Annotated in this window: 29 protein-coding genes and 1 other RNA gene; 14 read left to right on the top strand and 16 right to left on the bottom strand. The window is 63.5% G+C overall.

Translation table 11 applies throughout. The features are described 5' to 3' along the window. Positions 1-191: 191 nt before the first annotated feature. Entirely contained in the window at positions 192-2,510 is a 2,319-nt protein-coding gene (locus tag LB577_RS06805) for a glucose/quinate/shikimate family membrane-bound PQQ-dependent dehydrogenase (protein WP_224686098.1), read from the top strand. 24 nt (positions 2,511-2,534) lie between these two features. On the opposite strand, the gene LB577_RS06800 is transcribed toward LB577_RS06805, so the two are convergent. Next, the gene (locus LB577_RS06800; protein ID WP_023765091.1) at positions 2,535-2,966 is read right to left on the bottom strand and encodes a hypothetical protein; all 432 of its coding nucleotides are present in this window, start codon (positions 2,964-2,966) and stop codon (positions 2,535-2,537) included. A 9-nt stretch (positions 2,967-2,975) separates the two neighbouring features. Beyond that, complete coding sequence (locus LB577_RS06795; protein WP_224686097.1) at positions 2,976-3,122, bottom strand: hypothetical protein; 147 nt, start codon at positions 3,120-3,122, stop codon at positions 2,976-2,978. Positions 3,123-3,355: 233 nt separating this feature from the next. Here LB577_RS06795 and LB577_RS06790 point away from each other — a divergent pair, with 233 nt between their 5' ends. Then, positions 3,356-4,237: a dienelactone hydrolase family protein gene (locus LB577_RS06790; protein ID WP_224686096.1), complete on the top strand. Its 882-nt coding sequence runs from the start codon at positions 3,356-3,358 to the stop codon at positions 4,235-4,237. Positions 4,238-4,276: 39 nt separating this feature from the next. On the opposite strand, the gene LB577_RS06785 is transcribed toward LB577_RS06790, so the two are convergent. Next, positions 4,277-5,179, bottom strand: a complete 903-nt coding sequence (locus LB577_RS06785) for an EamA family transporter (protein WP_224686095.1) — start codon at positions 5,177-5,179, stop codon at positions 4,277-4,279. Positions 5,180-5,268: 89 nt separating this feature from the next. Between LB577_RS06785 and LB577_RS06780 the strand changes: the two genes are divergently transcribed. After that, positions 5,269-5,748: an Lrp/AsnC family transcriptional regulator gene (locus LB577_RS06780; RefSeq protein ID WP_224686094.1), complete on the top strand. Its 480-nt coding sequence runs from the start codon at positions 5,269-5,271 to the stop codon at positions 5,746-5,748. Positions 5,749-5,791: 43 nt separating this feature from the next. On the opposite strand, the gene LB577_RS06775 is transcribed toward LB577_RS06780, so the two are convergent. Continuing rightward, positions 5,792-5,989, bottom strand: a complete 198-nt coding sequence (locus LB577_RS06775) for a hypothetical protein (RefSeq protein WP_013894716.1) — start codon at positions 5,987-5,989, stop codon at positions 5,792-5,794. A gap of 243 nt (positions 5,990-6,232) precedes the next feature. Beyond that, positions 6,233-6,712 (bottom strand): thioesterase family protein, encoded by a 480-nt coding sequence (locus LB577_RS06770; protein ID WP_023778077.1) that lies wholly within the window; start codon positions 6,710-6,712, stop codon positions 6,233-6,235. Between the two features lie 102 nt (positions 6,713-6,814). Between LB577_RS06770 and LB577_RS06765 the strand changes: the two genes are divergently transcribed. The 3 genes from LB577_RS06765 (at position 6,815) to LB577_RS06755 (ending at position 9,318) form a co-directional block, all read left to right on the top strand. Beyond that, entirely contained in the window at positions 6,815-8,233 is a 1,419-nt protein-coding gene (locus LB577_RS06765; RefSeq protein ID WP_224686093.1) for an FAD-binding oxidoreductase, read from the top strand. Further along, positions 8,234-8,737: a hypothetical protein gene (locus tag LB577_RS06760; RefSeq protein WP_224686092.1), complete on the top strand. Its 504-nt coding sequence runs from the start codon at positions 8,234-8,236 to the stop codon at positions 8,735-8,737. It begins immediately after the preceding gene. Between the two features lie 212 nt (positions 8,738-8,949). After that, positions 8,950-9,318, top strand: a complete 369-nt coding sequence (locus LB577_RS06755; RefSeq protein ID WP_224686091.1) for an avidin/streptavidin family protein — start codon at positions 8,950-8,952, stop codon at positions 9,316-9,318. Positions 9,319-9,331: 13 nt separating this feature from the next. Here the strand turns inward: LB577_RS06755 and LB577_RS06750 are convergent, their stop codons facing one another. Further along, positions 9,332-9,835 (bottom strand): DinB family protein, encoded by a 504-nt coding sequence (locus LB577_RS06750; RefSeq protein ID WP_224686090.1) that lies wholly within the window; start codon positions 9,833-9,835, stop codon positions 9,332-9,334. Positions 9,836-9,934: 99 nt separating this feature from the next. On the opposite strand from LB577_RS06750, the gene LB577_RS06745 reads away from it, so the two are divergent. Further along, a complete protein-coding gene (locus LB577_RS06745) occupies positions 9,935-10,564 on the top strand; it encodes a TetR/AcrR family transcriptional regulator (RefSeq protein WP_224686089.1) in 630 nt (209 codons plus the stop codon). Between the two features lie 198 nt (positions 10,565-10,762). Here the strand turns inward: LB577_RS06745 and LB577_RS06740 are convergent, their stop codons facing one another. Further along, positions 10,763-11,749 carry a Dyp-type peroxidase gene (locus LB577_RS06740; protein WP_224686088.1) on the bottom strand — a complete coding sequence of 329 codons (987 nt, stop codon included), beginning with the start codon at positions 11,747-11,749 and terminating at the stop codon, positions 10,763-10,765. 133 nt (positions 11,750-11,882) lie between these two features. On the opposite strand from LB577_RS06740, the gene LB577_RS06735 reads away from it, so the two are divergent. Next, positions 11,883-15,890, top strand: coding sequence for an AsmA family protein (locus LB577_RS06735; protein WP_224686087.1), 4,008 nt, complete (start codon positions 11,883-11,885; stop codon positions 15,888-15,890). A gap of 46 nt (positions 15,891-15,936) precedes the next feature. Here the strand turns inward: LB577_RS06735 and LB577_RS06730 are convergent, their stop codons facing one another. The 3 genes from LB577_RS06730 to LB577_RS06720 form a co-directional block, all read right to left on the bottom strand. Beyond that, on the bottom strand, positions 15,937-16,824 hold the full coding sequence (locus LB577_RS06730; protein ID WP_224686086.1) for a sigma-70 family RNA polymerase sigma factor: 888 nt from the start codon (positions 16,822-16,824) through the stop codon (positions 15,937-15,939). A gap of 27 nt (positions 16,825-16,851) precedes the next feature. Next, the gene (locus tag LB577_RS06725) at positions 16,852-17,157 is read right to left on the bottom strand and encodes a hypothetical protein (RefSeq protein WP_023778084.1); all 306 of its coding nucleotides are present in this window, start codon (positions 17,155-17,157) and stop codon (positions 16,852-16,854) included. Between the two features lie 125 nt (positions 17,158-17,282). Next, positions 17,283-17,720 carry a MarR family winged helix-turn-helix transcriptional regulator gene (locus LB577_RS06720; RefSeq protein WP_224686085.1) on the bottom strand — a complete coding sequence of 146 codons (438 nt, stop codon included), beginning with the start codon at positions 17,718-17,720 and terminating at the stop codon, positions 17,283-17,285. A gap of 156 nt (positions 17,721-17,876) precedes the next feature. On the opposite strand from LB577_RS06720, the gene LB577_RS06715 reads away from it, so the two are divergent. Next, positions 17,877-19,679, top strand: a complete 1,803-nt coding sequence (locus LB577_RS06715) for a chloride channel protein (RefSeq protein ID WP_224686084.1) — start codon at positions 17,877-17,879, stop codon at positions 19,677-19,679. On the opposite strand, the gene LB577_RS06710 is transcribed toward LB577_RS06715, so the two are convergent. The 4 genes from LB577_RS06710 to LB577_RS06695 all read right to left on the bottom strand — a co-directional run bounded on the left by LB577_RS06710 (position 19,676) and on the right by LB577_RS06695 (position 21,511). Beyond that, entirely contained in the window at positions 19,676-19,900 is a 225-nt protein-coding gene (locus LB577_RS06710; protein WP_224686083.1) for a ribbon-helix-helix domain-containing protein, read from the bottom strand. The two genes, LB577_RS06715 and LB577_RS06710, sit on opposite strands and share 4 nt — an antisense overlap. A 24-nt stretch (positions 19,901-19,924) precedes the next feature. Beyond that, positions 19,925-20,119 (bottom strand): DUF4169 family protein, encoded by a 195-nt coding sequence (locus LB577_RS06705; RefSeq protein WP_224686082.1) that lies wholly within the window; start codon positions 20,117-20,119, stop codon positions 19,925-19,927. Between the two features lie 16 nt (positions 20,120-20,135). After that, a complete protein-coding gene (locus LB577_RS06700; RefSeq protein ID WP_023765073.1) occupies positions 20,136-20,675 on the bottom strand; it encodes an SspB family protein in 540 nt (179 codons plus the stop codon). Positions 20,676-20,821: 146 nt separating this feature from the next. After that, complete coding sequence (locus LB577_RS06695) at positions 20,822-21,511, bottom strand: TetR/AcrR family transcriptional regulator (protein ID WP_013894731.1); 690 nt, start codon at positions 21,509-21,511, stop codon at positions 20,822-20,824. A 189-nt stretch (positions 21,512-21,700) separates the two neighbouring features. Between LB577_RS06695 and LB577_RS06690 the strand changes: the two genes are divergently transcribed. Beyond that, positions 21,701-22,906 carry a multidrug effflux MFS transporter gene (locus tag LB577_RS06690; RefSeq protein WP_023778090.1) on the top strand — a complete coding sequence of 402 codons (1,206 nt, stop codon included), beginning with the start codon at positions 21,701-21,703 and terminating at the stop codon, positions 22,904-22,906. 44 nt (positions 22,907-22,950) lie between these two features. Here LB577_RS06690 and LB577_RS06685 read toward each other — a convergent pair whose 3' ends face one another. Then, positions 22,951-23,502, bottom strand: a complete 552-nt coding sequence (locus LB577_RS06685; protein ID WP_224686081.1) for an AAA family ATPase — start codon at positions 23,500-23,502, stop codon at positions 22,951-22,953. A 113-nt stretch (positions 23,503-23,615) separates the two neighbouring features. Next, positions 23,616-23,976, bottom strand: a transfer-messenger RNA (tmRNA) gene (ssrA, locus tag LB577_RS06680). A gap of 169 nt (positions 23,977-24,145) precedes the next feature. Between ssrA and LB577_RS06675 the strand changes: the two genes are divergently transcribed. The 4 genes from LB577_RS06675 (at position 24,146) to LB577_RS06660 (ending at position 26,377) form a co-directional block, all read left to right on the top strand. After that, positions 24,146-24,457 carry a DUF2853 family protein gene (locus LB577_RS06675; protein ID WP_023778092.1) on the top strand — a complete coding sequence of 104 codons (312 nt, stop codon included), beginning with the start codon at positions 24,146-24,148 and terminating at the stop codon, positions 24,455-24,457. Positions 24,458-24,792: 335 nt separating this feature from the next. After that, the gene (locus LB577_RS06670) at positions 24,793-25,587 is read left to right on the top strand and encodes a thymidylate synthase (protein ID WP_224686080.1); all 795 of its coding nucleotides are present in this window, start codon (positions 24,793-24,795) and stop codon (positions 25,585-25,587) included. Next, positions 25,584-26,003, top strand: coding sequence for a hypothetical protein (locus LB577_RS06665; protein ID WP_023765068.1), 420 nt, complete (start codon positions 25,584-25,586; stop codon positions 26,001-26,003). The genes LB577_RS06670 and LB577_RS06665 overlap by 4 nt, the downstream gene beginning before the upstream one ends. After that, a complete protein-coding gene (locus LB577_RS06660; protein WP_224686079.1) occupies positions 25,982-26,377 on the top strand; it encodes a hypothetical protein in 396 nt (131 codons plus the stop codon). Before LB577_RS06665 ends, LB577_RS06660 begins: the two co-directional genes overlap by 22 nt.

Here is a 26,377-nt window from a genome sequence, read left to right as displayed (position 1 = left end):
ATTTGGCCGCCCCACGCCCGCCCTACCGTCGGCCTTATCACCCAATTGCGATGGAACAAACATTACCGCCTGCGCTTATGGCGCGTGCTTGACAGGCGGGACCGTCAGGGGAAAGTTGTGTTCCGGGCAGCGACGCAACGCGGGGTTACCCGTGGCCGCGCGCGGCGCGCAACAGTCGAAGGAGTATCATCTTGGCTGTCACCATCACCTCCCTCGTTCTTTTTCTGCTTGGCCTGGCGCTTGGCGCCGGCGGCATCTGGTTGGCTTCGCTGGGTGGCAGTTGGTATTACATCATCGCCGGTCTCGCCTTCCTGATTGCAGCCTGGCTGCTCTACCGGCGCCGCTCCACGGCACTGTGGCTCTATGCGGCGATCGTGATCGGCACGCTGGCCTGGGCGGTCTGGGAAACCGGCTTCGACTGGTGGAAACTCGGCCCGCGCGGCGGCATCATCGTGCTGGTGGCGCTGTGGCTGCTGACGCCGTGGGCGAGGCGAGGGCTTGCCGGTCCCGACGGGCGCGCGCCGCTGATCCTGGCGGTGCTGGCATCGCTGGCGGTGGCCGGCTATTCGATGACCACGGACCCCAAGGACATCGCCGGTTCGCTCGACACCGACAAGGTGACCCCCAACGCCAATCTTGGCGGCGATGTGCCAGCCGGCGAGTGGCACTATTACGGCCGCACGCAATTCGGCCAGCGCTATTCGCCGCTCGACCAGATCACGCCGGACAATGTCGCCAATCTGAAGCCGGCCTGGACCTACCGGACCGGCGACGTGAAGGGGCCCGACGACGTCGGCGAGACCACCTACCAGGTGACGCCACTGAAAGTCGGCGACACGCTCTACATCTGCACGCCGCACAATTTCGCCATTGCTGTCGATGCGGCGACCGGCAAGGAGAAGTGGCGCTACGATCCCAAGATCAAGCTCGACAAGGATCGCCAGCACCAGACCTGCCGCGGCGTGTCCTACTATGCCGATGCCGGCGGCGCCGCCGGCCAGCCATGTGCGACGCGTGTCTATCTGCCGACCTCCGACGCGCGGCTGATCGCGCTCGACGCCGCCAACGGGCAGGTCTGCCCCGCCTTCGCCGAGGGCGGCACGCTCAACCTTCTGACCGGGATGCCGTACCCGAAGTCGGGCTATTATTACTCGACCTCGGCGCCGCTGATCACGGGCGGCAAGATCATCGTCGGCGGCGCGGTCAACGACAATTATTCGACGCAGGAGCCGTCCGGCGTCATCCGCGCCTATGATGCCGCCACCGGCAAATTGCTGTGGAACTGGGATTCCGGCAACCCGGACCAGACGGCGCCATTGGCGCCCGGCCAGACCTACACCGCCAACTCGCCGAACATGTGGTCGACGCCGAGCGCCGACGAGAAGCTCGGCCTGCTCTATGTGCCGCTCGGGAACCAGACGCCGGACCAACTCGGCATGGGCCGCAGCGACAATGTCGAGAAGTTCTCCTCCTCGATCACCGCGCTCGACCTCAACACCGGACAGTTGAAATGGGTGCGGCAGACCGTGCATCACGACCTGTGGGACATGGACGTGCCGGCGCAGCCGACCCTGATCGACATCACCAAGGCTGACGGCTCGATCGTGCCGGCGCTGGTCGGGCCGACCAAGCAGGGCGACCTCTATGTGCTCGACCGGCGCAGCGGCGACCCGGTGATCGCGGTCAAGGAAGTGTCGGCGCCAGGCGGCGCCATCGAAGGCGACCACACATCGCCGACGCAGCCGGCGTCGGACCTCTCCTTCAACCCGAAGCCGCTGACCGATGCCGACATGTGGGGCATCACCATGTTCGACCAGCTGGCCTGCCGCATCGCCTTCCACAAATTGCGCTATGAAGGCCGCTACACGCCGCCCTCGTTGCAGGGATCGCTGGTCTATCCCGGCAATTTCGGCACCTTCAACTGGGGTGGCGTGGCGGTCGATCCGGTGCGGCAGGTGATGTTCGGCATGCCGACCTATCTCGCCTTCACGTCGAGACTTGTTCCGCGCGCGGACGTGCCGGCGCCGGGCGACGACACCAAGGGCAGCGAGCAGGGGCTGAACCGCAATGACGGCGCTCCCTATGCGGTGGTGATGGGACCGTTCCTGTCGCCGCTCGGCATTCCCTGCCAGGCGCCGCCCTGGGGCTATGTCGCCGGCGTCGATCTCAGGACCGGCGCGATCGCCTACAAGCACCGCAACGGCACCGTCTACGACATGACGCCACTGCCGCTGCCGCTGAAGGTCGGGGTGCCTGGCATTGGCGGGCCGATGATCACCGCCGGCGGCGTCGCCTTCCTGGGTGCTGCGGTCGACGATTATCTGCGCGCCTATGATTTGACATCGGGCAAGCAGCTCTGGCAGGCGCGGCTGCCAGCGGGCGGCCAATCGACGCCGATGACCTATACGGTGGCGGACGGGCGCCAGTTCGTGGTCATCGTCGCCGGCGGCCACGGCTCGGTCGGCACCAAGCCGGGGGATTACGTGATGGCCTACGCGCTGCCGAAGTAGGGGAGTGACACCAAACCGTCGGCTCTAGCCGAGCCCCAGATGGCCCTTCAGGCTGGGCACCGAGCCCAGCACCTGGTTGGTCAGATCGGGACCAGCGGCGGCTTCGGCCTGCTGGACCAGCGTTTCGCCGGCCTTCTGAATTTGCGCCATGTCGAGGCCGGATGCCTTGAGCGCGGCGAGGCCGTTGACCAGCGCGCCGGCCTTTTCGCCGAGGACGCCGCCAAGCGCGCCCTGCAGCGACGACAGAAAGCCGCCACCGCCGGCAGGGGCGGCCATGACGTCATATTTCTGCGCCAGCGCATCGGCGCCCGGGATCTTGGCGAAGAATGACGAGGCGCTGGTGCCTTCCGCCTCGTGCTCGAGCACCGAGAAAATGGTGCCGACGACTTTTTCCGTCGTTGCCTGGTCGAGACCCGCCTTCTGCGAAACGGTGTTCACGATGTCCTGTACGTCCATGACTTCACCTCAACCTTGGATTCTCATATTTGCCGGATAGCGCTGGCTGCGAACCTTGACCGTGGACTTGTGGCTCGCCGCGACAATTGTCGCGCGCATCGCCAGCATGGCGGCGGCGGCAATCATGAAGGCGGTTGCAAGGATCGGCATGGTCATCGGCGTCGTTTCCTCCAGGCCGCGCCATTGGGCGGCCACTCAGCCAGTTTCCCCTACTATTGTGGCAGCGCCATCAAGATTGTCGCCGATGACAAAAACGTGATGAGAGATGAGATCCGTCGCTCGGGCGCCGATCGCTGGGCGGACCGATGTCACTGTCCCGTGACTGGACGATGAGAGGCTGGCCCCTATCTTGCGGACGGCAGGGGCAGTCCAGGCCCGAGGAGTGCGCCATGACCGACGTCAAACCGGTGATCACCCAGGCGATGATCGACGCCTATGACGAATACACGCATCTGACGCTCGACCGCCGCCGCTTCATGGAACAGCTGAGCAGGCTTGCCGGGTCGGGTGCGGCGGCGGCCGCGATCGCGCCGCTTTTGGCGGCGAACTCCGCCCAGGCGGCGATCGTTGCCGAAGACGACGCCCGCGTGAAAGGCGAGGACATCACCTATCCAGGCAGCGGCGGCGAGATGAAGGGCTATCTGGTCAAGCCGGCAAAGCCAGCCGGCAAGCTCGGCACCGTCATCGTCATCCACGAGAACAGAGGGCTCAACCCGCATATCCGCGACGTCGCCCGACGCGTGGCGCTCGAAGGGTTCGTGGCGCTTGCGCCCGATTTCCTGTCGCCGCTCGGCGGCACGCCCGCCGACGAGGACAAGGCGCGCGACATGTTCACCACGCTCGACGCGGCACAGACCGCCGCCAACGGCGTTGCCACCGTCGCCTTCCTCAAGGCCGACAAGGACGGCAACGGCAAGGTCGGCGCCATCGGCTTCTGCTGGGGCGGCGGCACCGCCAACATGCTGGCCGTCAATGCGCCCGACCTAGCAGCCAGCGTCGCCTATTACGGCATGCAGCCGAAGGCCGCGGACGTGTCGAAGATCAAGGCGGCATTGCTGTTGCACTATGCCGGGCTCGACGATCGCACCAATGCCGGCATCGACGCCTTCAAGAAGGAACTCGATGCCGCCCATGTCGAATACACTGTTTATGTCTATGAAGGCGCCAACCATGCCTTCAACAACGACACCTCGGCAGCGCGCTACGACAAGAAGGCGGCCGATCTCGCCTGGGGCCGGACGATCGCTTTTCTGAAGGAGAAACTGGCCTGAAGGAGAAATTGGCCTGAAGCAAAAACTGGCATAGGGTGTCTAATCCGTCCTCGCCGGCCTGTGGAAGGCGACGCCGGCGACGACCAGCGCGATGCCAACACAATCGCTGAGGTCGGGTATCTGGCGCAGCACGATGACGCCGATCAGGGTTGCCGTGACCGGCAGCAGCGACAGCATCAGCGCAAAGCTCGAACGCGGCAGCCGCGACATGGCGAGCTGATCGCAGATGTAGGGAATGACCGAGGAACAGATGCCGACGCCGATGGCGGCGATGAGCAGTGGCGGCGAGAAGAAGGCGGGCAGCGCATCGGTGAAGCCGATCGGAAGCACGACGACGAAGGCGACTGTCATGGCTGCTCCCAGGCCCGCTATGCCGTCACCGGCGCCGGCGCGGGCGACGCGGTGGCCGAGCACGATGTAGCCGACAAAGAGCGCGCCGTTGAGGAAGGCCCAGAACAGCCCGAGCGGATCGCTGGACCATTTCACGTCGATCAGCAGCAAGGTGCCGGTGACGGCAACGGCAAGGGCGGTGAGGTTGCGGGCGCTCCTGAGGCCGACCAGCGCGACGCCGATGGTGCCGACGAATTCGATCGCCGCCACCAGCGAGATCGGCAACCGGTCGAGCGCCAGGTAGAACGCGCAGTTCATCACCGCCAGGCAAGCGCCAAAGGCCAGCAACAGCAGCCGCGTCGAGGGATCGGCGCGGGCGAAGGTCCGCCACGGGCGCGTCAGCGGTGCGAAGATCAGCGCGGCGGTGGCGATGCGCAGCCACGCCATGCCGAGCACGCCGACATGCGGGAAAAGCAGCACCGCGAAAGCCGGGCCGAGATAGTGGAAGACCGCACTGACGCCGAACCAGAAATGCGGCGGCAGTTTTGCCGCCAGGAGCATGGGGCCGCCGAGGGCAGGGCTGGCAGCAGGCGCTTGCGTTCGATCGCTCATCGGATCAGTATCGCAGGCAGTTCTTCCTATTCATATGGAAGATGACCAGTCTGGCTGGCATGTTCCTTACCGGAAGCAAGGATTTTTCCGTGAAACGCCTTCGAACCGAAAATATCGATCTCGACGCCGCGGATATGAAGATCCTGCGCCTGCTGGAAAACGACGCGCGCGCCAGCGCGGCGGAGGTGGCGCGTTCGGTCGGCCTGTCGGCGCCGAGTGTCGCCGAGCGGATCAAGAGGCTGCAGGAGAACGGCGTGATCGAAGCCTATTGCGTCAGGATCAATCCCGCCGCCCTTGGCCTGAAGCTGTCGGCGTGGCTGCGGATCCGGCCGGTGCCGGGGCAATTGTCCGTGGTGACCGACATCATCCGCGAGCTGCCGGAGATCGCGCAATGCGACCGGGTGACCGGCGAGGATTGTTTCATTGCGCTCGCGCATGTCGGCTCGGTGGCGGAACTGGAACGGGTGATCGACCGGATCATTCCCTATGCGATGACCAACACGGCCATCATACAGTCTTCACCGGTGGTGCCGCGTTCGCCGCTCGCTGCGATCAAAAAACCGGCGTGATTCGATTGATTTGCCTGGTTTGTTCTGGGGCGATACGCCGGTGCTAGGCATGCCCGCGCTTCAGGCGGGCGCGCTTCAGAATGCTGCGCCAGCGGATCATGTCGAACGGAATCGGTTCGTTGTTGTTGGCGATATGGAAGATCTCGTTGTCGACGTTCTTGAGCGAACGCCAGAAATCATAGTCGGTAATGCGCGGATCGGCGGCCAGCCTGTCCACCTCGACCTTGATGTCGGTTTTCATGCACGTCCCTCGAACCGGCTCCGCCCGCCGCCCGCAAACAACCCGTGCGGACCTTTTCTGCCGCTCCGCTGAGTCGTTCAACGGCCCAATTGGCTTGTTCCCGTTAAAACCTCGGTAAGGTTAACGCCGGGGCGAGGCTGCTTCAAGAACCGGCGCCAGCCGATTTGCAGGTTCCTCCATTTTGAGCTGCCGGTGTGGCTTTGATGCCCACTTCGCTGGACGCGGTGACAGTGACAGCCCGCCTTATTTGCGCTTGATCCCGATCGAGCGGCCGGCACGCTCCGGCATCGGCAGCACCGAATGGGCTGAAAGCATGGCTTCGACCTTGGCCAGCACATCAGCGGGGAAGGGGGCGACCTTCGGTCCCGACATGTCGACATGCAGCGACAAGGTCTCGGAAGTGGCGGCGAGCCAGCCGTCGACATGGCGGATTTCCTGATAGGCTCTCAGCCGCTTCTCGTCATGGTCGATCAGCTGGAAGGAGACCTGGACCTTATGGTCCAGATGCAGCTCCTGCACGTAGCAGACATGGACTTCGGCGGTGTAGATGGTGAGCCGCCGCTCTTTCACATAGTCCAGCCCCATGCCCATCGCCTCGAAGGCCTCGTCCGAGCAGCGGTCGAACAGCACGTTGTAATAGGCCATGTTGAGATGGCCGTTGTAATCGATCCAGTCCTTTTCGATGTCCATGGGCCTGGAGACGAACGGGGCGGGGATGGACATGGAAACTTCCTTGTTCTGGCGCTGGACAGAGCGTGGCTACGGAGACTACGCATCCATAATCGCATAACAAGCGTGGACACTGGTCCATTCGCGGAGGAATTCATGGCTCTGAGCGACCTCAATCCCGTCGAACGCAACGAGGCAGGCATCGCGGCGGTGCTCGGCATCCTCAAGCAGCGGCTCGGCGAGCGCTTCCAGACCGGCGAGGCTATCCGCTCGCAGCACGCGCACACCACCACTTACATCCCGACGCAGGCGCCGGACGGTGTCGCTTTCCCGGAGACGGCTGCCGAGGTGCAGGAGATCGTGCGCGCCTGCGCCGCCCATCGCGTGCCGGTGATCGCCTTCGGCGTCGGTTCGTCGCTGGAGGGCCACACCAATGCACCGGGCGGTGGTATCTCGGTCGATACGTCGCGCATGAACCGGATTCTTTCGGTCAATCCGCAGGATCTCGACTGCACGGTCGAGCCCGGGGTGACGCGAGAGGATCTCAACCGGCATCTGCGCGACACCGGCCTGTTCTTTCCGATCGATCCGGGCGCCAATGCCTCGCTGGGTGGCATGGCCGCGACGCGGGCGTCCGGCACCAACGCCGTGCGCTATGGCACGATGCGCGAGAACGTGCTGTCGCTGACCGCCGTCATGGCCGACGGCGAGACGGTGATCACCGGCAAAAGGGCGAAGAAGAGTTCGGCCGGTTACGACTTGACGCGGCTCTTGGTCGGCTCGGAAGGCACGCTCGGCATCATCACGTCGCTGACCTTGAGGCTGCAAGGCATTCCGCAGGCGATCTCCGGCGGCGTCTGTCCGTTTCCGAGCGTCGAGTCTGCCTGCAACGCCGTCATCGCGACCATCCAGATGGGCATTCCGGTGGCGCGCATCGAACTGGTCAATGCGCTGCAGATGCGGGCGATGAAGACTTATTCCAAGCTCGATTATCCGGAAAGCCCGTGTCTGTTCGTCGAATTCCACGGCAGCGATGCCGGTGTCGCCGAGCAGGCCGAGACCTTCGGCATGATCGCGGAGGAAAATGGCGGCGGACCGTTCCTGTGGACCAGCGTCGCCGAGGAGCGGACGAAATTGTGGAAAGCGAGGCACGACGCCTACTGGTCGTCGCTGACATTGCGGCCGGGCGCTAAGGGCCTATCGACCGATGTCTGCGTGCCGATCTCGCGCTTTGCCGAATGCGTCACCGAAACCGAAGCCGACATCGCCGAAATGGGGCTGATCGCGCCGATCGTCGGTCATGCCGGCGACGGCAATTTCCACGTGCTGGTGCTGATGGACGTGAACGACCCCAAGGAGATCGCGCTGTCGGAAAAATTCGTCGCGCGGCTCAACATGCGGGCGATCGCCATGGATGGCACCTGCACCGGCGAACACGGCATCGGCCAGGGCAAGATCGGCTTCCTGCGCCACGAACTCGGCCACGGCGTCGACATCATGCGCACGATCAAGCAGGCGCTTGACCCGCAAAACATCATGAATCCGGGCAAGATATTGCCGAGCGAGGCCCATTAAATGTCGGGTGCCGAGACCCTGCTGCCGATCGAGGTGCCGCCGTCTTCCCCCGGCGCGCCATTGCCTCATGTGTTTGCGGATGAAAGCAGGCTGCTCGTCGCTTATATCGCCAATGCTCCGGATACGTCCTTCGATGGCACGAATCCGCGCTCAGTTTCACCGGCAACAGTCAACCAGCATGTCGTCGTCCTGACGGCAGATCCTTATCTGGCATTTCAGTTCGGCCCGCCGAATGATGAAACCATCGGCGGCCACCGGCTCTATGCACTGGGCTTGCGACCCTATGAGGCATTCGAAGTCCTCAACTCAGCGTGGATCGCGTCCCTTGAAAAGACAAATCGGGTTCATCCGTCACACACGCCGGAACTGTTTTCAAACTATCGGCACTTCATCCTGACGTTTCATGATTCGATGCTGGAATTTATTGCGGAGAGTTTCTCGACCAGTCTTCACAACGGAACCGTTTTGACCGTGTTGATCGAGGGTGTCGGACGGCGAGCCTGAACGTTATAGGCGAAAGTCTCGCAGGCTCGTTGGTGAAGACAACCCGTGAATGCGTCGGCGCGAAAAGGCTTGTCGAACGCGCCGCCATTCGGTTCGGACGGCACCTGCACCGGCCGCACGTTGAGGCCTGACACTGCCCGCACATTCGGAACCGATTCCCGGCTTTCACGTTGCGGCAACCAAGGGATATCGTCAAAGCGGAGCGGCCTCCCATGGACTGGAAAGGCGTCTGGAAGAATCAATACGGGTCCATTGTCGAGATCACCGATGATGCGGACAACCGTATATCGGGATCGTTTCGAACCGCGCTGCCGGATAGCGGTTTCCATGGCCGGGAAATTCCGATTTTGGGCGTCCACCGCGGCGACTGCATCAGTTTTGCCGGCGGCGGGAAAACGGCGGCCGGGGATGCGATCGTTTCCTACACCGGCCTCCTTCGGGAGGGAAAAATGGAGACGTTGTGGTTTGTCGTCTCGGATGCGGCGATAAAGGCCAGCGGCGAGGGCCAACCCGCGAAAATCGAAAAACTGAATTGGTGGCGTTCGATGTCGACCAGCGCGGACACGTTCCAAAGAAGCTAGTCCCGTTCGGGCTTCACGCGCGACTCGCAGGCTCGGCCTGGTGAAGATAACCGGTGAACGTGTCGGGAGACGTGGGTTTCGACAACTGAGTCACGATCCTGCCGACCTCGCCGCGATGATAACCGCCATGGGTAATGACGTGTGCCAACATCTCCTCGCGTGACATTTCCCCAGGGGTACCACTGGTAAAGACGAAGGGGATCCTCTCCGCTAGAGCTTCGGGACCCAGCTGTTCGACATAGCGCACATACCATTGGTCGGTTTCGGTGATTGCCTTCGATAGCTCGGCGAATGTCGGCGTGCTGCTCGTGCCTGTATCGCGAAAACCGTGCCTCTGCTTCTGGACGTTCGAGGCAAAAATCTTGTCGACGACATACGCGTGATTGATGGTCTCGAGGATCGTGCCGAACTGCTCTTCCGATACGTCGTTCTTGATCCCGGCCAGCAAGGCAAGCAGCCCATCATCAGCCCAGGCTTTGTAGCGGAACAGGGAGTGAAGCAGAGTCTTGCTGCTCATGGTGGCCTCGCTTTGTTTGGGTGACAGGCGGGACTTGCTTGTCACGGCTCGCTCGATAAATGTGAGCTGACAGTCGCATTTTGGTGAAGAAGCCCAGTCATGGCTACTCGCATTCCCTCAGAGCAGGCAAAGGTGCGCAAAGCGCCACGGCAGCAGCGTTCGCGTGCGACCGTCGACACGATCGTGGAGGCGGCGGCTCGCGTTCTGGCGCGGCGCGGCTGGGCGGATTTCACCACCAACGAAACGGCGTCCGTTGGTGGCGTCAGCGTCGGTTCGATCTATCAGTATTTTCCTAACAAGCTGGCCTTGGCGGAGGAGATCCGCAAACGCCATCTCGACGGAGTGCTGGCGGCAATTTCCGGGCCCAATGAGAGCAATGTGGCAACCACGCTGGAGCAGCGAGCGGCGCGGCTGATCGACGGTGTCGTCGCCGCCCATAATGTCGACCAGGACCTGCATCGCGTCCTGCTCGACGAAGTGCCGCTTGCCGCCCGCTCGACGCAACATCAGTTCGAAGCGGAATATCAGCGGCGCTACCAGGCCGTGATCGCGTGGGCCTCTGGAACGCCTGACCCCGAGCGCGATGACATTGCCGGGCGTGTGCTGTCGGGGGCGGTCGAAGGGGTGGTTCATGCCGCCGCGCGGCATGGTGAGCTCGATCTACCCGCATTGCGAGCCGAACTCATCGAATTGGTCTGTGCATATCTGCGTGGCCGATCCGCCCGCTGATCGGTGTGGCATCGGTCGTCGCAAGGCTGCTGGACAAAAGGCTTGTCTTGACCGCGCCATGCGTGCGGTGACGAACCAGCGGGCGCCGAACCTGGTCCGGCCGGCGGAACTCTGCCGGCAGCGCAAGGCGGCCAAGGTGGCGCAGGCGAAGCGCGACGCACGCTGAAGCCCAGCGGATAGGCCGTCAGCCGTCGCCCTTTACCGTGCGGCCGCAGGCTGCTCCTGCGCGTCCTGGACAAGGGCCTGCAGCATGGGTCGTGTCGGGGCGAAGAATGTCGTGCCGGTGTGCGGCGTCGAGACATCGAGCAGCCGGTCGTAGGCGCCCGGCGGGTCGCCGACATACATGCGCTGCAGCATCTTTTCAGTGACCCAGAGATACCGGGAATAGCCGATGAAGTAGGTGCCGAACTCGTTCTGCCCGGGCCTGCCGAACGGCATGTTGTCGCGCAATATGTCGTATTCGTTGCCGTCGGCATCCTCGATGGTGGCCAGCGACTTGTGCGACTTGCGTGGCGCGTCGTCATCGTCGATTTCGATGTTGTCGATCTTGGTGCGGCCGATGATCGCCTCCTGCTCGGGCGTTGGAATGCGCGCCCAGGCCTGGAGATCGTGCAGGTATTTCTGGACGACGACATAGCTGCCGCCGGTAAAGTCGGCATCCTCGTCGCCGATCAGCGCCGAGGCGGGCAGGTCGAGGCCGGTCGGGTTGGCCGTGCCGTCGACGAAGCCGAGCAGGTCACGGGCATCGAAATAGCGAAAGCCCGTGACTTCGTCGACGACGGTCACATCAGGGCCAAGCCTGTCGAGCAGGATACGCTCGAACTCGAAGCACATGTCTGATCGTTCGGCGCGGATGTGGAAGAGGAGGTCGCCCGGTGTCGACGGGGCCGAATGGACCGCTCCCTTGATCGGCGCGAACGGTTTCAACTCCAGCGGCCGCCGGCCGGGGCTGAGGCGGTCCCAGAGAGCGCGGCCAATGCCGGCGATGCAGGACAGGCGGCCGCCAAGGTCGCGGAACCCGACATTCTTGACCAGGTCGTCAAGGTCGCCGAGCGCGGAACAAACCCTGGCGAGAGCCGGCTGTTCATCGGCGACGGTGACCACCAGAAAAATCGCCGACCGCGAAAGCGGCGCATCGACGCTCTGCGCGTCGATCGGCACGCGGTCCCAGTTCTTGCCCGACATCCGAGAATCTCCGTATTTTCCGGGATTTGTTTCAGATCGCCCGACAGGACGCAACACTCGAAGAATTGCCTCTTTATCGACACGCGGATGCGGGTAGAGTGCGGCGGAAATTCAATCAACCTGTTCGGAGCTGATGCTCGCACGCCTGTTCGTGATCTTCGGTGGCCTGTTCGTGCTGGTGCTGTGTTCGGCGCTGGTGGTGCCCTATTTTATTGACTGGACCGGCTACCGCGCCGATTTCGAACGCGAGGCGAGCGCTATCCTCGGCCGCAAGGTGACCGTGCAGGGCGACGCCACGGCAAGGCTGTTGCCGTTTCCCTCGGTGACCTTCTCCAACGTCGCCGTCGCCGGTGGCCCCAATGGCGAGCCGGCGATGACCGTCGAGACGTTTTCGATGGATGCCGAACTCGCGCCCTTCCTGCGCGGCGAGGTGCTGATCTTCGATATGCGGCTGGTGCGGCCGAAGGCGACCATCGACATCGCCAGGGATGGCACGGTCGACTGGGCGATGCGCCCGTCCTCTCCCTTCAACCCCAGCCAGATATCGATCGAGAAGCTGACGGTGACGGAAGGGCAGATCGAATTGCGCCATGCTGCCGGCGGGCGCAGTCACATCTTTTCCGAGATCAATTCGACCATCTCGGCCAAGTCGCTGGCCGGTCCGTGGCGCCTGGACGGCACGTTGCGGTTGGACGGGTTGCGCACCACGGTCGCTGCGTCGACCGGCAAGGCCGAACCATCCGGACAGATGCGCATTCGCCTGAAGGCCGACCCCGATGCCTATCCGCTGGTGATCGAAACAGACGGCAATGCGGGCATCGTCAACGGCGCCGCCGTCTACTCGGGCCAGTTCAAGATTTCCGGAGCCGACAAGAACAGCGCCGAGCTGCGCGGCAACGATGGCGAGACGGTGAAGGTCTCGACCGGCAAGCCCGATCCGGGCTTTCGGCTGAACGGCAAATTCTCGCTCGACCACCAGAAGCTCGGCGTCGACCAATTCCGTTTCGAGACGGGCCCGCTGGACAATCCCTATACCGCCGACGGCAAGGCCTCGGTCGACCTCGGCCAGAAGCCGAGCTTCGCCATCGAGGCCAATGGCGCGCAGGTGCAGTTCGACGAGGCCGTGGGCGCTCAAGCCGGCACCGGCCTGACGCTCGACCAGCGCATTGCCGGGCTGGAGCAGGCGCTGCTCGATCTGCCGAAGCCGACCATTCCCGGCACGGTCGAGGTCAAGCTGCCGGCGGTGGTCGCCGGGGACACGACGGTGCGCGACGTGCATCTTTCCGCCGAGCCGGTCGAAGATGGCTGGAAGATAAAGTCGCTTGCCGCGACACTGCCGGGCCGCACCACGCTGGAAGCCGATGGCATGCTGGTGCTCAACGTACAGAGCCATTTCGGCTTCACCGGCTCCTTACTGCTTGCGGTGGCGCAGCCCTCGGGCTTTGCCGCCTGGCTGTCCAAGGATGTCGACGAGGCGATCCGCCGCCTGCCTGCCGCCGGCTTCAAGGCCAAGGTCGATCTCTCAGGAAACCATCAATCCTTCAGCGACCTCGAACTGATCCTGGGCAAGGCGAAGTTTTCCGGACGCATCGATTCCAGCCAGCCCGACGACGCCAGGCCCTCGGTGCTGATGCGGCTCCAGGGCGGCGAGCTCGATGTCGACGGGCTGGCGGCGTTCGCCTCGATCTTCGTCAGCGACAAGGGCGCCAACCGCTTCGCCGACCGCGATCTCGATTTCCAGATCAAGGCTGGGCCGGTCAGCGCCGGCGGGCTGACCGCCGACACGGTCGACACGGCGCTGAGGCTGCGCGAGGGCTTGCTCGAAATCGATCGGCTGTCGGTCGGCGGGCTGGCCGGCGCCTCGATCAGCACCACGGGCCGGATCAAGGATTTCCCGGCGAGCCCGACCGGCAAGCTGGACGCTTCCGTGGTCGCCGTCGACCTGAAGCCGCTGATCGACGTCGCCGCGCAGCATTATCCGGACAGCGCCGTGCTGAAGGGCCTGGCAAGCCGTGCGGCCGCCTATCCCGACCTGTTCCAGGATGCCCGCGTCGACCTCGTGGCCAGTGCAGCCGACAATGGCGATGGCACGACGGGCCTGGCGGTGAGCGGGCAGGGCAAGGCCGGCGGCTCGGCTTTTTCGGCCTCGCTGTCGGGGAAGGGGGCGATGGACGATCTTCTCGACGCGCCGGTAACGCTGACCTTCAACGCCAAAAACCCCGACGCCACCGCTCTCCTGGCGCTTTACGGCCTGCCGGCGCTGCCGCTCGGCATGCTGGGCGAGGCCAGCACCGATATCCAGGCCAAAGGCACGCTCAGCGGCGGCCTGGCGACAAATTTCAGCCTCACCGGCAACGACTTCAGGGCCGGCTTCGAGGGAACCGTGGCGGACACGCCGCAAGGGCCCACCGCCAAGGGCAAGCTCAGCGTCGACGCCGCCGACATCGAACCCTGGCTGATGACGTCGGGCATCGGCCTGCCGGGCATGGGCGCCGGCATGTCGGCATCGCTCGCGGCGCAGGGCGATTATGGCAACGGCCTGCTGGTGCTCGACAATCTCAGCGGCGCCATCAACGAGGCGGCGGTGTCCGGCGACGTCAATGTCGATGTCAAGGACGGCGTTCCGCATCTGGCCGGCGCGCTGGCGCTCGACGAACTCGACCTCGATCCGATGGCGGTGGCGCTGTTCGGCGATTCCGCCTTTCTTGCTGACAAGGGTGCGGCTGACAAGAGCGGGGCCGACAAGAGCGGGGTAGACAAGAGCGGGGCCGACAGGCGTGGCGCCTGGCCGGATGCGCCCTTCAGCCAGAAATCCAGCCTGCCGTTCACCGCCGACCTCGACCTGACGACGGCGGCGCTCGCCGCCGGCTCGTTCGCCACCGCTTACGACGCCGCCTTTTCGCTCAAGCTCGACCAGGAAGGCATCCGCGTTTCCGATCTCAAGGCCAAGCTCCTCGGCGGGGCGCTGACCGGCCTGTTCGAGTTGAAGAACAATGACGGCACCGGGCTTTTCAGCGGCCAGATGAAACTGGCCGGATCCGATTTGGGAACCGTGCTGCCGGACGCCGGCATCAGCGGCAAAGGCGATTTCTCGGCGGCGCTGTCGACCAGCGGCAAGTCGGTCGATGCGATGGTCGCCGCTTTGTCGGGTTCCGGCACGGCGACATTGAAGGGGTTGCAGGTCGCCGGCGTCAATCCCGATGCGTTCAGCGCTTTGCTTGCCAAGGCCGATGCGATCGGCCGCGACATTGACGCGGCCAAGACCGCCGGCTTCGCGCCTGACATCGCCGCCGACGGCAGCTTTGCCGCCGGGGATGCCGAAATTGCTTTCACGGTTGCCGGCGGCACGCTGCGGGCGCCGCCGATCAGTTTTGAAAATCCGGCGGCGACCCTGTCCGCCGATATCACGGCCGATCTCAACGCCAACACGGTGTCGGCCAAGGGCGCGATCACCTACAAGCCCGGCGACGAGGCCCTCGTCGGCTCCGAGCCGGTCATGAATTTCACCGCCGAAGGCCCGCTCGGCGCCATCAAACGGCAGTTCGACAGCGAGCCGCTTGCACAGTTCCTGACCCAGCGAGCGCTGGAAAAGGAGCAGCAGCGCGTCGAGGCGATGCAGGCGGCGCTGTTGGAGAAGCAGCGTTTGCGGCGCGAGGTGCGCTACTACGCTGCACTTCAGGAGGGGCGCGACAAGGCCGCCGAGGAGCTTCGCCAGCAGGAGGAAGCGGCGCGGCTGAAAGCCGAGGCGGACGCCAAGGCGAAAGCGGAGGCCGACGCCAAGGCCCAGGCTGAAGCGGATGCCAAGGCTGAAGCGGATGCGAAGGCGAAAGCCGACGCCGAAGCGAAAGCCAAGGCGGATGCCGACGCCAAGGCAAAGGCGGATGCCGACGCCAAGGCCGCGGCCGAGCAGCAGGCCGCCGATGACGCGGCCAAGGCCCAGGCGGAACAGGAGCGCCAGAAGGCGGAAGAGGCAAAGCGCATCGCCTCGCAGGAAAAGGCAAGGCAGGAGGCCGAACGGAAAGCCGCCGACCCAGCGCCGAAGGTCGAGCGGGCGCCACAGCCGCAGGCCAACGACAATCCGCCAGCGAAACCAAAGACCAATCCGTTCACAATCGACAATTTGTTGAAGTCGTTGCAGTAGGGCAGTAGGGCAGTAGGGCAGTAGGGCCTTGCTGTCCGAAATCGTTTTAAAGGACGGACATCTCGGCGCCGTCCGCGGCATAGCGTGCGTGGCGGAAGTCGCGGATGGCGGCAAGCTTGCCGTCCTGCCAGGCCAGCAGGATGAAATAAGTGGGTCGCGCGCCCGGGTCGTTGGCGTCGCGGACGAGGATTGCCGGCCTGTCTTCGACGAACCCCGGCACGAAACACCAGTCCTGCACCCGGGAATAGTTGCTGAAATAGGTGCCGACTTCCTTGCGGCCGTTCAACCGCGTCTTGGCCACCAGCTCCAACCGGACTTCATCGGCCAGCATGTCGCGCACCGCGTCGAAATCGCGGGCGTTGAAGCGATCGATGTAGGCATCGAGCAGCAAACGTTCCGCCGCGCTCAATCTCGGAACAGGGCGGTCGTCCTGTTCATCGGCAAGTTCGCGCAGCCGGCCCCGGCCGCGATGCAGCGCGGCCTTGATCGCCGGGACGCTGGCGTCGAGCGTGGTGCTGATCTCCTGCAGCGAATAGCCGAGAACATCCATCATGATGACGCTGCTTCGCTGCGCCACGGGAAGGCGCATGAAGGTGTGCAGCGCGGCAGAAGCGGCCTGACGGTCGACGGTAGGGTTTGCCGGGTCGACGATCATGTCCGGATCCTCATCGGAATGGACCTTTTCACGGGCGCGGCGGCGCAGGAAGTCGAGCGCCGTGTTGTGGGCGATGCGAAACAGCCAGCCTTCCGGGTTGGCGATCGGCCCGGCATCGGCCAAGGCCTGGAATGCCTTGGCCAGCGCCTCCTGCAGCACGTCCTCGCCGTCGATGACCGAGCCCGTCATGCGGGCGCAGTAACGGTGCAGCTTGGGGCGCAACTCCCCAGACAGGCGCTCGAAAAGCGCGCTGTGCCGGTCAGCAACGGGAATGGTCATGCGTCTCCCATCCTGCGACGTCCTCGGTTACGCATCCAGCATCCGGTAACTGCCCACCACGGTCATCTCCTCGCGCTGCGGACGTTCGCTGCAACGATCCCGGATGCCGTTTTGAAATGCCTCGAATGCAGCCAGCCCGGTGATGAGGTCGGCATGGGCATCGGTTTGCGTCTCGACCAGGTGAACGAATGTCCCATCGCCGGATCGCAATGTCATGTAGCGAACGCCGTCCGGCGATTTGTCGTGCAACTCCTGGAAGACGGCCTTGACCAATCGCTCGTTCTCGTCGGCCCGTTCCGGTTTCGTCTTGTAGCGTATCAGATGACGTTTCATCCCTGACCTTCCTCTGGATTGTACCGCGCCGCTTTTGGGCTCTCACCACCGAGACGTTGCAGTGAGGCCAAAGGATGCAGGGCGTCGTGAAAATATAGGTGCTGCCCGCGCGAGACGCTGGAGCGTCACTCGCCGTCCCGATCGAGCAGGCGCCGCAACATGGGCTCTATGCGCGAGAGTTCGTCGAGATGGACCGCCGACAGCTCGGCCAGACGATCGTCGGCGCGTTCGGTCAGCCGCAGCAGCACGCGGCGATGGTCGTCCTTGTCCTGATCCCTTACGACCAGCCCCGCCTCGCCAAGGCGGTTGACCAGTTCGACGGCGCTGTGGTGGCGGATGCGCAGGCGCTCCGCCAGGTCGCCGACCGTTACGGGTCCACCGCCCGGAAAACCCTTGATCGCCAGCAGTGCCTGGTGCTGGCGCGGCGACAGGCCGGCGTCTTCCGCCTGGATCTGACTGAATTCGAGGAAGCGGCGGATCAGGTAGCGAAACTCCGACAGCCGCTGGTAATCGGACTGCTTGATGGCGGGGCGGGATTTCCTGGGCTGCGTCATATCGGACATTTGTTCGGTTTCCGGTGAAAGCTCAAACGGATTTCGAGCAGAACCCGCTTGAATATTTATATCGTGTTACGATACATAGCCAGCCGACAAGCCGGCTGGCCGCTTCGACCGGGCCGTGCGTGCGAGATACGGCCGGTGCCAGGAAGCAAAACCATCATGAAGACCCATCAACCCAATCCCGACCATCTCAGGGATTTTACCACCGATGCCAGAGTGCTGCTGGTTGCCGCCATCGCCGTCTTGGTGGCGACAGCGGGGCTGTTTGCCGGCATAGTGCTGTTGAAGCTGATCAGGCTTGCCACCAACATTGCCTATTTCGGCCAGTTCTCGCTTGCCGACCTGAAGCTGCAGGATACGCCGCTCGGTTATGCGGCCGTCATCGTTCCGGTCGTCGGCGCGCTGATCATCGGCCTGATGGCGCGCTACGGCAGCGAGAAGATCCGCGGCCACGGCATTCCCGAAGCGATCGAGGCGATCCTGCTCGGGCGCTCGAAACTCGACGCCAAGGTTGCGATCCTGAAGCCGGTGTCGTCGGCGATCTCGATCGGTTCCGGCGGTCCTTTCGGCGCTGAAGGCCCGATCATCATGACGGGCGGCGCGATCGGCTCGCTGATCGCACAGATGCTGCCGGTCAGCGACAATGAACGAAAGACGCTGCTGGTGGCGGGCGCCGCCGCCGGCATGACGACCGTGTTCGGCACGCCGATCGCCGCCATCATGCTGGCGGTCGAACTGCTGCTTTTCGAATGGACGCCGCGCAGCTTCATTCCCGTCGCCGTCGCGGCAATCATCGCCGAGGTCGAGCGCACCCTGCTGCATCTGCCCGGGCCGATCTTCCCGTTCGAGGGCGGCATGGCGGTCTCGTTCACCGGGCTTGGCGGCTGGGTTCTGGTCGGCATCTGCGCCGGCCTGTTGTCGGGGCTTTTGACGCAGATGGTCTATGCCTGCGAGGACGCCTTCCAGAAATTGCCCATCCACTGGATGTGGTGGCCGATGATCGGCGGCCTGGTGGTCGGCATCGGCGGGTTGATCGAACCGCGGGCACTTGGCGTCGGCTATGACAACATTTCGGACATGCTGGACGGCCACACGCTTGCCACCGCAGCACTCATCCTGCTGGTGGTCAAGGCCATCATCTGGTCGGTGGCGCTCGGTTCGGGAACGTCTGGGGGCGTGCTGGCGCCGCTGTTGATCATGGGCGGGGCGATGGGGGCGGTGCTCGCCGGTTTCCTGCCGGCGGCGGATCCGGGCTTCTGGGCACTGCTGGCGATGGCCGCCACCATGGGCGGCACGATGCGGGCGCCGCTGACGGCCACTTTCTTCGCCGTCGAGTTGACCGGCAACACGTATGTGCTGGTGCCGCTGATCGCGGCTTGTGCGGCGGCGCACGCCGTCACCGTGCTCCTGATGAAGCGTTCGATCCTGACCGAGAAGATCGCCAGGCGAGGGCACCATCTGGTGCGCGAATATCGCGTCGATCCCTTTGCGCTGACCAGGGTGCGCGAGGTGATGACCACGCAGGTCGAGAGCGTGCCGGCGACGATGACGCTGCATGGCGCTGCGGCCTTCCTGACCGCACCGGAAACGCGGCACCCGAGCTTTCCGGTGATCGACGAGAACGGGCATGTGCTCGGCCTCATCGATCCGCCGGCAATCCTGCGCTGGCGGCGGGCCGGAACCCACCGCACCACGACGCTCGGCGCGTTGCTGGCCGGGAGCAAGGTGACGCTGGCCTATCCGGACGAGTATCTGGAAGGCCTCTCCGACAAGCTGCTGACCGCCAACGTGTCGCATCTGCCGGTTGTCACCCGCGAAGGCCTGCAACTGGTGGGCTATGTCGGCTGGAAGGATCTGATGCGCGTGCGGTTGCGCAAGCAGGCGGAAGAGCGTGAGCGTTCGACCTTGCTTGGCTTCGGCGGCAGGCGCAGGCAAAAGGCGGACGCTGTGGAGAGCCTTTAGCCGCTCGTCCCGCGCTTCGCCCATTCCAGGACATGCAGCCTCAGCGCCGAGGACAGGTTGGTGTCGCGCGGTCGCGTCTCGTCGACTTCGGCGACGAGAGCGGCGAGCGTCAGCCTCCTAGCCGCCGCGATGGCGACGAGATCGTCGTAGAAGGGCTTTTCGAGGGAATAGCTGGTGCGATGGCCGCGAATGGTCACGGAGCGCTTTTCGACGACGCTCACGGCCGGACGCTCATGGCCGGACGCTCATTGGTCGTCCCTGTCGGACGGCTCGAGGCGATGGCCGGCGACGAATTTGTCGGCCTTGTCGGCGATCAGCCGGTCGCGCTGCTTGTCCGCCTTGGAACGGCCGTGCAGCGCCCGGTTCTGTTCGGCGATGCGCAGCTTCTCGTCCCGCGCCCTCTGCTTGCGAGCCTGGCGTAGGTTGACGATGTCGGCCATGGCGCGAACCGTGGGCTTATTTCTTGCGGAAAGCGTCGAGCGAAACCACTTCGGCGCCCTTGGCGGCGGCGTCGCCCGCGGCCGGCTTCTTCTCCGGCTCGGCGGCAGCCTTCTTCTCGGCCTTGGTCTTTTTCTCGGAGACTATGGTCAGCGGTTCGGGCGTGGCCTGGTCTTCCGGTTCCTCGGTCGCCGCACCTTCGGTCTTGACGTCGAATTCGAGCTCGAAATTGACCGATGGATCGTAGAAGCCGCGCACTGCTGAGAACGGGATTTCGAGTTTCTCCGGCACATCGGAGAAGGACAGGCCGACCTCGAAACCGGTGTCGGTCACCTTCAGGTCCCAATACTGGAACTGGATGACGATGGTCATCTGCTCGGGATAGCGCTCGCGCAGGCGCGACGATACGCGCACGCCGGGCGCGCCGGTCAGGAAGGTGATGAAGAAATGATGGTTGCCGGGGAGGCCGGTGCGCGCGACCTCGGCCAGGACCTTGCGCATGACGCCGCGCAACGCCTCCTGGGCCAGAATGTCGTAGCGGATATGGTCGTCGGCCATGTGGTGGTCGGGTTCCGTTGAATCGTCCGCATAGCTGTAATCAAGCTTGAGCGCGGCGTAAACCGCATATAGATCGCCGCCGCGCCGAAGCCAGAATTATTGCGAACGATTTGATCGGCAAGCCGGCTTCGCGGCAATCGCAAATGTCAGGCGTTGGCCAGCGCGGCGTGCTTCTTGACGCCGGTCGGGGAAGGGCGCTTGCCGAATGCGCGCAGGAAGGTGCGCACGCCGTTCGTCGCCGATTGCACGACCTCGTCTTCGCCCGGCGTGCCGCCAAGCATGAACGTCGTCTGCAGTTCGGCGTTGACGAGGCCAAGGAACTGGCGCGCCGCCACGTCGGGATCCTCGATCGTGAGGTATCCGCCATAGGCGAGGCGGGCGAAGCGGGCGGCGATCGCCGGCCATGTCCTGCCCGGTCCCTGTTCGCGCCACTCGGCGAAAAGTTCCGGGTAGCGCTCGCCTTCGGTCTGGATCAGCTTGCGCAGGAATTTTCCGTCGCGGTTGCAGATGCAATTCTGGTTCAGGCGCACGGCAAAGCCGATCAGGTCCGCTTCGAGATCGCCGGGCTGGTCGGGAAAGGTGGCAATGGTGGCAAAGATGCCGGCGTTGCAGCGCTCGGTGAGGTCGCGCACCACCGCCATGAACAACTTTTCCTTGTCGCCATGGTGGTTGTAGACGGTTTGCCGCGACACGCCGGCCTCGGCGGAGATCAGGTCGATATTGGCGCCGGCGAAACCCTCGCGGCAAAACACGCCCGCGGCGGCATCGACGATCGATATGCGCTTGGCCTCATGGCCGCGTGGCGGGAAAGTGTCAGGAGAAACGCCCAGTCTCATGAAAATCCATATAGAGGTGATTGACGATTTAGACAAGAGTGTCTAAATTTGTGGACACGATACAAAGGGATTTCACTCCTGGGAGGCGAAAAGACTTCGCTCTTGGAGAGTCGGAATCTCGTGGGATGGAACGTCCTCGGGTTAGACGTCGCCCAGCGGCGGCAACCAGATTCGAAAGAAGCCAATATCATGAGTCCCAAATTCCTCCGCATCGCGGTCGTGCTCGGCCTGTTGTCCGCCATCGGTCCATTCGCGATCGACATGTATCTTCCGGCCCTGCCGTCGATCGGCGAGGATCTGCATGCCGGCACGGCTGCCGTGCAGATGAGCCTGCTGATCTTCTTCCTGTCGATGGGCTTTGGCCAGATCGTCGTCGGGCCGATCTCCGACATGGTCGGCCGCAAGCTGCCGCTCTATGGCGGCCTTGCGCTGTTCATGGTCGGTGGTATCGGCTCGGCCATGGCGCCGACCATCGAGTGGCTGATCGCCTTCCGCTTCCTGCAGGGGCTTGGCGCCAGCGCCGGCATGGCCGTGCCACGCGCCATCGTGCGCGACCTGCACACCGGCAATGAGGCCGCCAAGCTGATGTCGCTGTTGATGCTGGTGTTTTCGGTGTCGCCGATCCTGGCGCCGCTGACCGGCAGCCAGATCATCGAGAGTTTCGGCTGGCGCGCCGTGTTCTGGACGGTGACGGGCGCGGCACTCCTTGCCACGATCCTGCTCGCGACCTCTCTCAAGGAGACGAGGCCGGCGGAGGAACGCGTCGGTTCCTCCTTCGGAACCGCGCTTGCCGGCTATCGCTTCTTGATGGGTGACCGCAACTTCCTTGGCCTGGTGGCGATCGCCGGCTTCGGCATTGCGAGCTTCTTCGTCTACCTGTCGAGCTCGTCCTTCATCCTGATCGACCACTACGGGCTGTCGCCTTCGGTCTACAGCGTGTTCTTCTCGATCAACGCGGTGGCCTTCATCGGCATGTCGCAGCTGACGGGATTGCTGGCCGAGCGGTTCGGGCTGCGGCGCGTGGTGCGCGTCGCGGTGACCGGCTATGCGACGACGATGGTGGTGCTGTTCGCGATCATGGCGACGGGCGTCGACCGGCTCGACGTGATGGCGGCGCTGCTGTTCGTCGGTTACGGCTTCCTCGGCCTGGTCATCCCGACCACGTCGGTGCTGGCCATGGAAGAGCATGGCGAGATCGCCGGCACGGCGTCGGCGCTGATGGGCACGCTGCACTTCGCCATCGGTGCGCTTGCCATGGGCGTCGCCGGCGTGTTCTTCGACGGCACGCCGCTGCCGATGGTCGCCGGTATCACGCTGTGCGCCGTGATTTCCTTTACGCTGGCCAAGGTCACGCTCGGCCGCTCGCGCGAGGCGGTCGAAGCGCCGGCGGAATAGGCAGCCGCAAGCCGCTGAAAAGGCCGGGTTTTCCCGGCCTTTTTTCATACCAATCCTGTCTCGGTCAATACGAAGCGCAGCCTTGTCTCGACTGGCGCCAGGGGCAGCGGAACCAGTTCATAACCCAGTTCCCCGTAGACGCCGACCAGCGCATGATAGGTGCGTTCGGCCTCGTCGAGCGTCTGCTTGCGCTCTTCATCCTGCGCGAAGATTTCCGGCCAAGGCGGGGCGACGAAGACGCGTGGGTTGTAGCGGAAGTGCTTGGCGGCGGCGCTGACGTGCTCTGGCACCGGCAAGCTGCTCAGCCGGAGATAGCCAAGCGTGTCGGGCACGCCGCGATCGAAGAAGACCGGCCCCTTCTGTTCGATGGCGTTCCGATACGAGCGCATCTCCCATGACAGCATCAGTTCGGCGAACAGGGCGCGATCGTGCCAGGGCAGGGCGGATCCACCGATGGCCGACTGGTCGCGGATGATGCCGCGCCCGGCCTCGACGGATGTCGTGTAGCCTGCCTGACGCAAGGCTTCGATCAGTGTGGTCTTGCCGGAACCGGGACCGCCGGTCACCACGAAGAGTCGATCGGAATCGTTTCGCATTTCTTGCCCTTGGAAAGGAGACGCGCAAAGCGGCGGCGTCGCGGCCCGCAGGTCGAGCGAAGGACCGGGCAGCGAAGCTGCCGTCGTACATGTCGGATGTCGGGAGGGGGAGAAGTGGAGGTTTCTGTTGCCAGGTACCTCCGAACCCCGCCTAGAAGTGCGAACCCCTAGGGCTTGATTTGAAGCTATCGCACTGCATTAAGCAGCGAGACGTGCTTCCGCATAGTTGTCGTTGGCAACTATAAGTTTAGCCCGATGACGGTGGTACAATGCCGGGCAAAAGTACGATCTTTACACCTTCGTCGATCCTATTTCGCCCCCAGCAAAAACCGCTCTGTCCTGAACAGCGGCTTTTGGTGGAGGCGCCGGGTACCGCCCCCGGGTCCGAACGGCTTATTTCATCGCCCATTTATCGCCATAGTCGGTCAAGCCGACAAACCGAATATAGGGGGCTGACGTCAGAAATGAAAGGGCGCAATGGTGCTTTGTCGCTCATGTCAAATCGCCACGCCCGAGGGTTGACTTGGACACGGTCTCAACCGAAGCTTTGCCGCGGTGAGGAGTTATCGACCGAGCGCACCAGTTGCGAAGCGCGCCACAGCCCTCATCGATCGGATCGGTGGCGCCGACGAGGGGAATTTTGATGGCCGACTATCTTGCGGATGTGAAGAAGTATGACGCCGGTGCCAGTGCCGAAGCGGTCGAAAAGATCGTCAAGCACCTCGGCATCGCGCTGAGAAACCGCGATTCCTCGCTGGTGTCCTGTACGGACCCGAAGGAACTCGAACGCGTCCGGGAGAGCTGGGCGGCCAAGAAACTCGGCGTCAGCGATGCCGCCAAAGCCGACGCCGCGATCCAGAAGACCTGCACGGCAATGCACGCGGACAACACCAAGAGCCGCGTGACCTTCTACTATCTGGTGGCCAAGGATCTGGGCAAGCTCGGCTCGCTCTGACGATCGCCAGCGGGCTTTGTAGGCTCGCTTCAGGCTGACTGCTGGCGTCTGCGCCGCCCCTCATTGCCCTGCCGGGCATTTCTCCCCGTATAGTGACGGGGAGAAATGGCTGCCCGCACCACGGCGCCTTATCATGCAGCACTGGTGATTGGCGAAAACCGGCGATGAAAGCACCCCTCTCCCCGTCACTATACTGGAGAGAATGCCGGCAGGCAGGTGAGGGCAGCGCTACCCCTTGAAAGAGTGATGGTAGGCCGCGTTCTGGTCCATTTTGTTATGTTCGACCGCCTGCCCGGCAGCTATAATGGCTGCACTCTCGAATCGAGCCGGAACCGATGCGCCAGTATCTCGACCTCTTGCAGCATGTGCTGGAAAACGGCGCCGATCGCAGCGACCGCACGGGCACCGGCACGCGTTCCGTCTTCGGCTACCAGATGCGTTTCGATCTGGCGCGCGGCTTTCCGGTCACCACCACCAAGAAGCTGCACCTCAAGTCGATCATCCATGAACTGCTGTGGTTCCTGGCCGGCGACACCAATATCAAATACCTGACTGACAACGGCATTTCCATCTGGGACGAATGGGCCGACGAGAATGGCGATCTCGGCCCGGTCTATGGCAAGCAGTGGCGCTCCTGGCCGGACGGCCATGGCGGCTCGATCGACCAGATCGCGAATCTTTTGAAGGAGATACGCCGCAATCCTCAGTCGCGGCGGCTGATCGTCTCAGCCTGGAATCCGGCCGAAGTGGAAGCTATGGCGCTGCCGCCGTGCCACTGCCTGTTCCAGTTCTACGTGTCGGAGGGACGGCTTTCCTGCCAACTCTATCAGCGCTCCGCCGATATCTTCCTCGGTGTTCCCTTCAACATCGCGTCCTACGCCTTGCTGACGCTGATGGTGGCGCAGGTGACCGGGCTGAAGCCGGGCGATTTCGTCCACACGCTGGGTGACGCGCATCTCTACTCCAACCATTTCGAGCAGGCGCGCGAGCAGTTGCGGCGCACGCCGAGGGCGCTGCCGACAATGTGGATCAACCCGGTGGTGAAGGACCTGTTCGCCTTCCGCTTCGAGGATTTCCGACTGGAAAACTACGTCGCCGATGCATCGATCAAGGCGCCGATCGCCGTATGACGCTAGAGAGGAACACCCTCCAGGCCATAGCCGGTGCTAAGCTACGTGACGCAGAACTCTTGTTTCAAAATCAACGCTACTCGAATGCTTACTATCTCTTTGGCTACGCCGCAGAAATAGCGATCAAGTCGCGAATTTCGAGGCTTTTCCAGCCGGATACCATTCCCGACAAGAAATTTGTGCAAGACGTTTACAGCCACGATCTCAACAGGCTTATAGCCTTAGCTGGCCTGTTTTCCGACCTGACCCAAAGCCGGACGGCGTCGCCTATATTCGATGGTCACTGGTCAGCGGTTTCAGATTGGAATGAGGCTTCGCGTTACGATATGATAGACGTGTTTGAAGCGACGGCCATGCGAAACGCCATGGTTGACGAAGAGCAAGGAATATTCAGATGGCTTCAGGAGCGTTGGTGAGGGCTGACATCGATGCCGGTATCAACTTAATTCGTGCTCTTGATGAAAACGGATTTGGAGTCGCGGCCGCGCTATGGCTGTACAACAGCGATGTCGATAATTGGCGTATGATCATCGCCTATCGTGGTCCGCGAAAGGATCTTGAGAAGAAATATTTCGATGCGGCAACGATTGCCGCTGACTGGCGTAAGGCACGCCCGCAAGAACCTATTTTGGACCTTAGCAAGGTGAAGATCACATCAGCGGACGATCGGCTGATCGCCGGCTTGGGTATCGCCATGCGGGTTGACGGCCTCGGTGAGGTGCGATTTTCTCACAACACCATCAATGGCATTTATGTCGAAGATGCCTTGATCCATAGGCTTGCCGCTTAA

Origin of the sequence: Mesorhizobium sp. B283B1A (assembly GCF_020165735.1) — a bacterium.
Taxonomy (GTDB): Bacteria; Pseudomonadota; Alphaproteobacteria; order Rhizobiales; family Rhizobiaceae; genus Mesorhizobium; species Mesorhizobium opportunistum.
The sequence above is the reverse complement of the archived record's forward strand: the minus strand, read 5'-3'. Positions and strand labels throughout refer to the sequence as shown.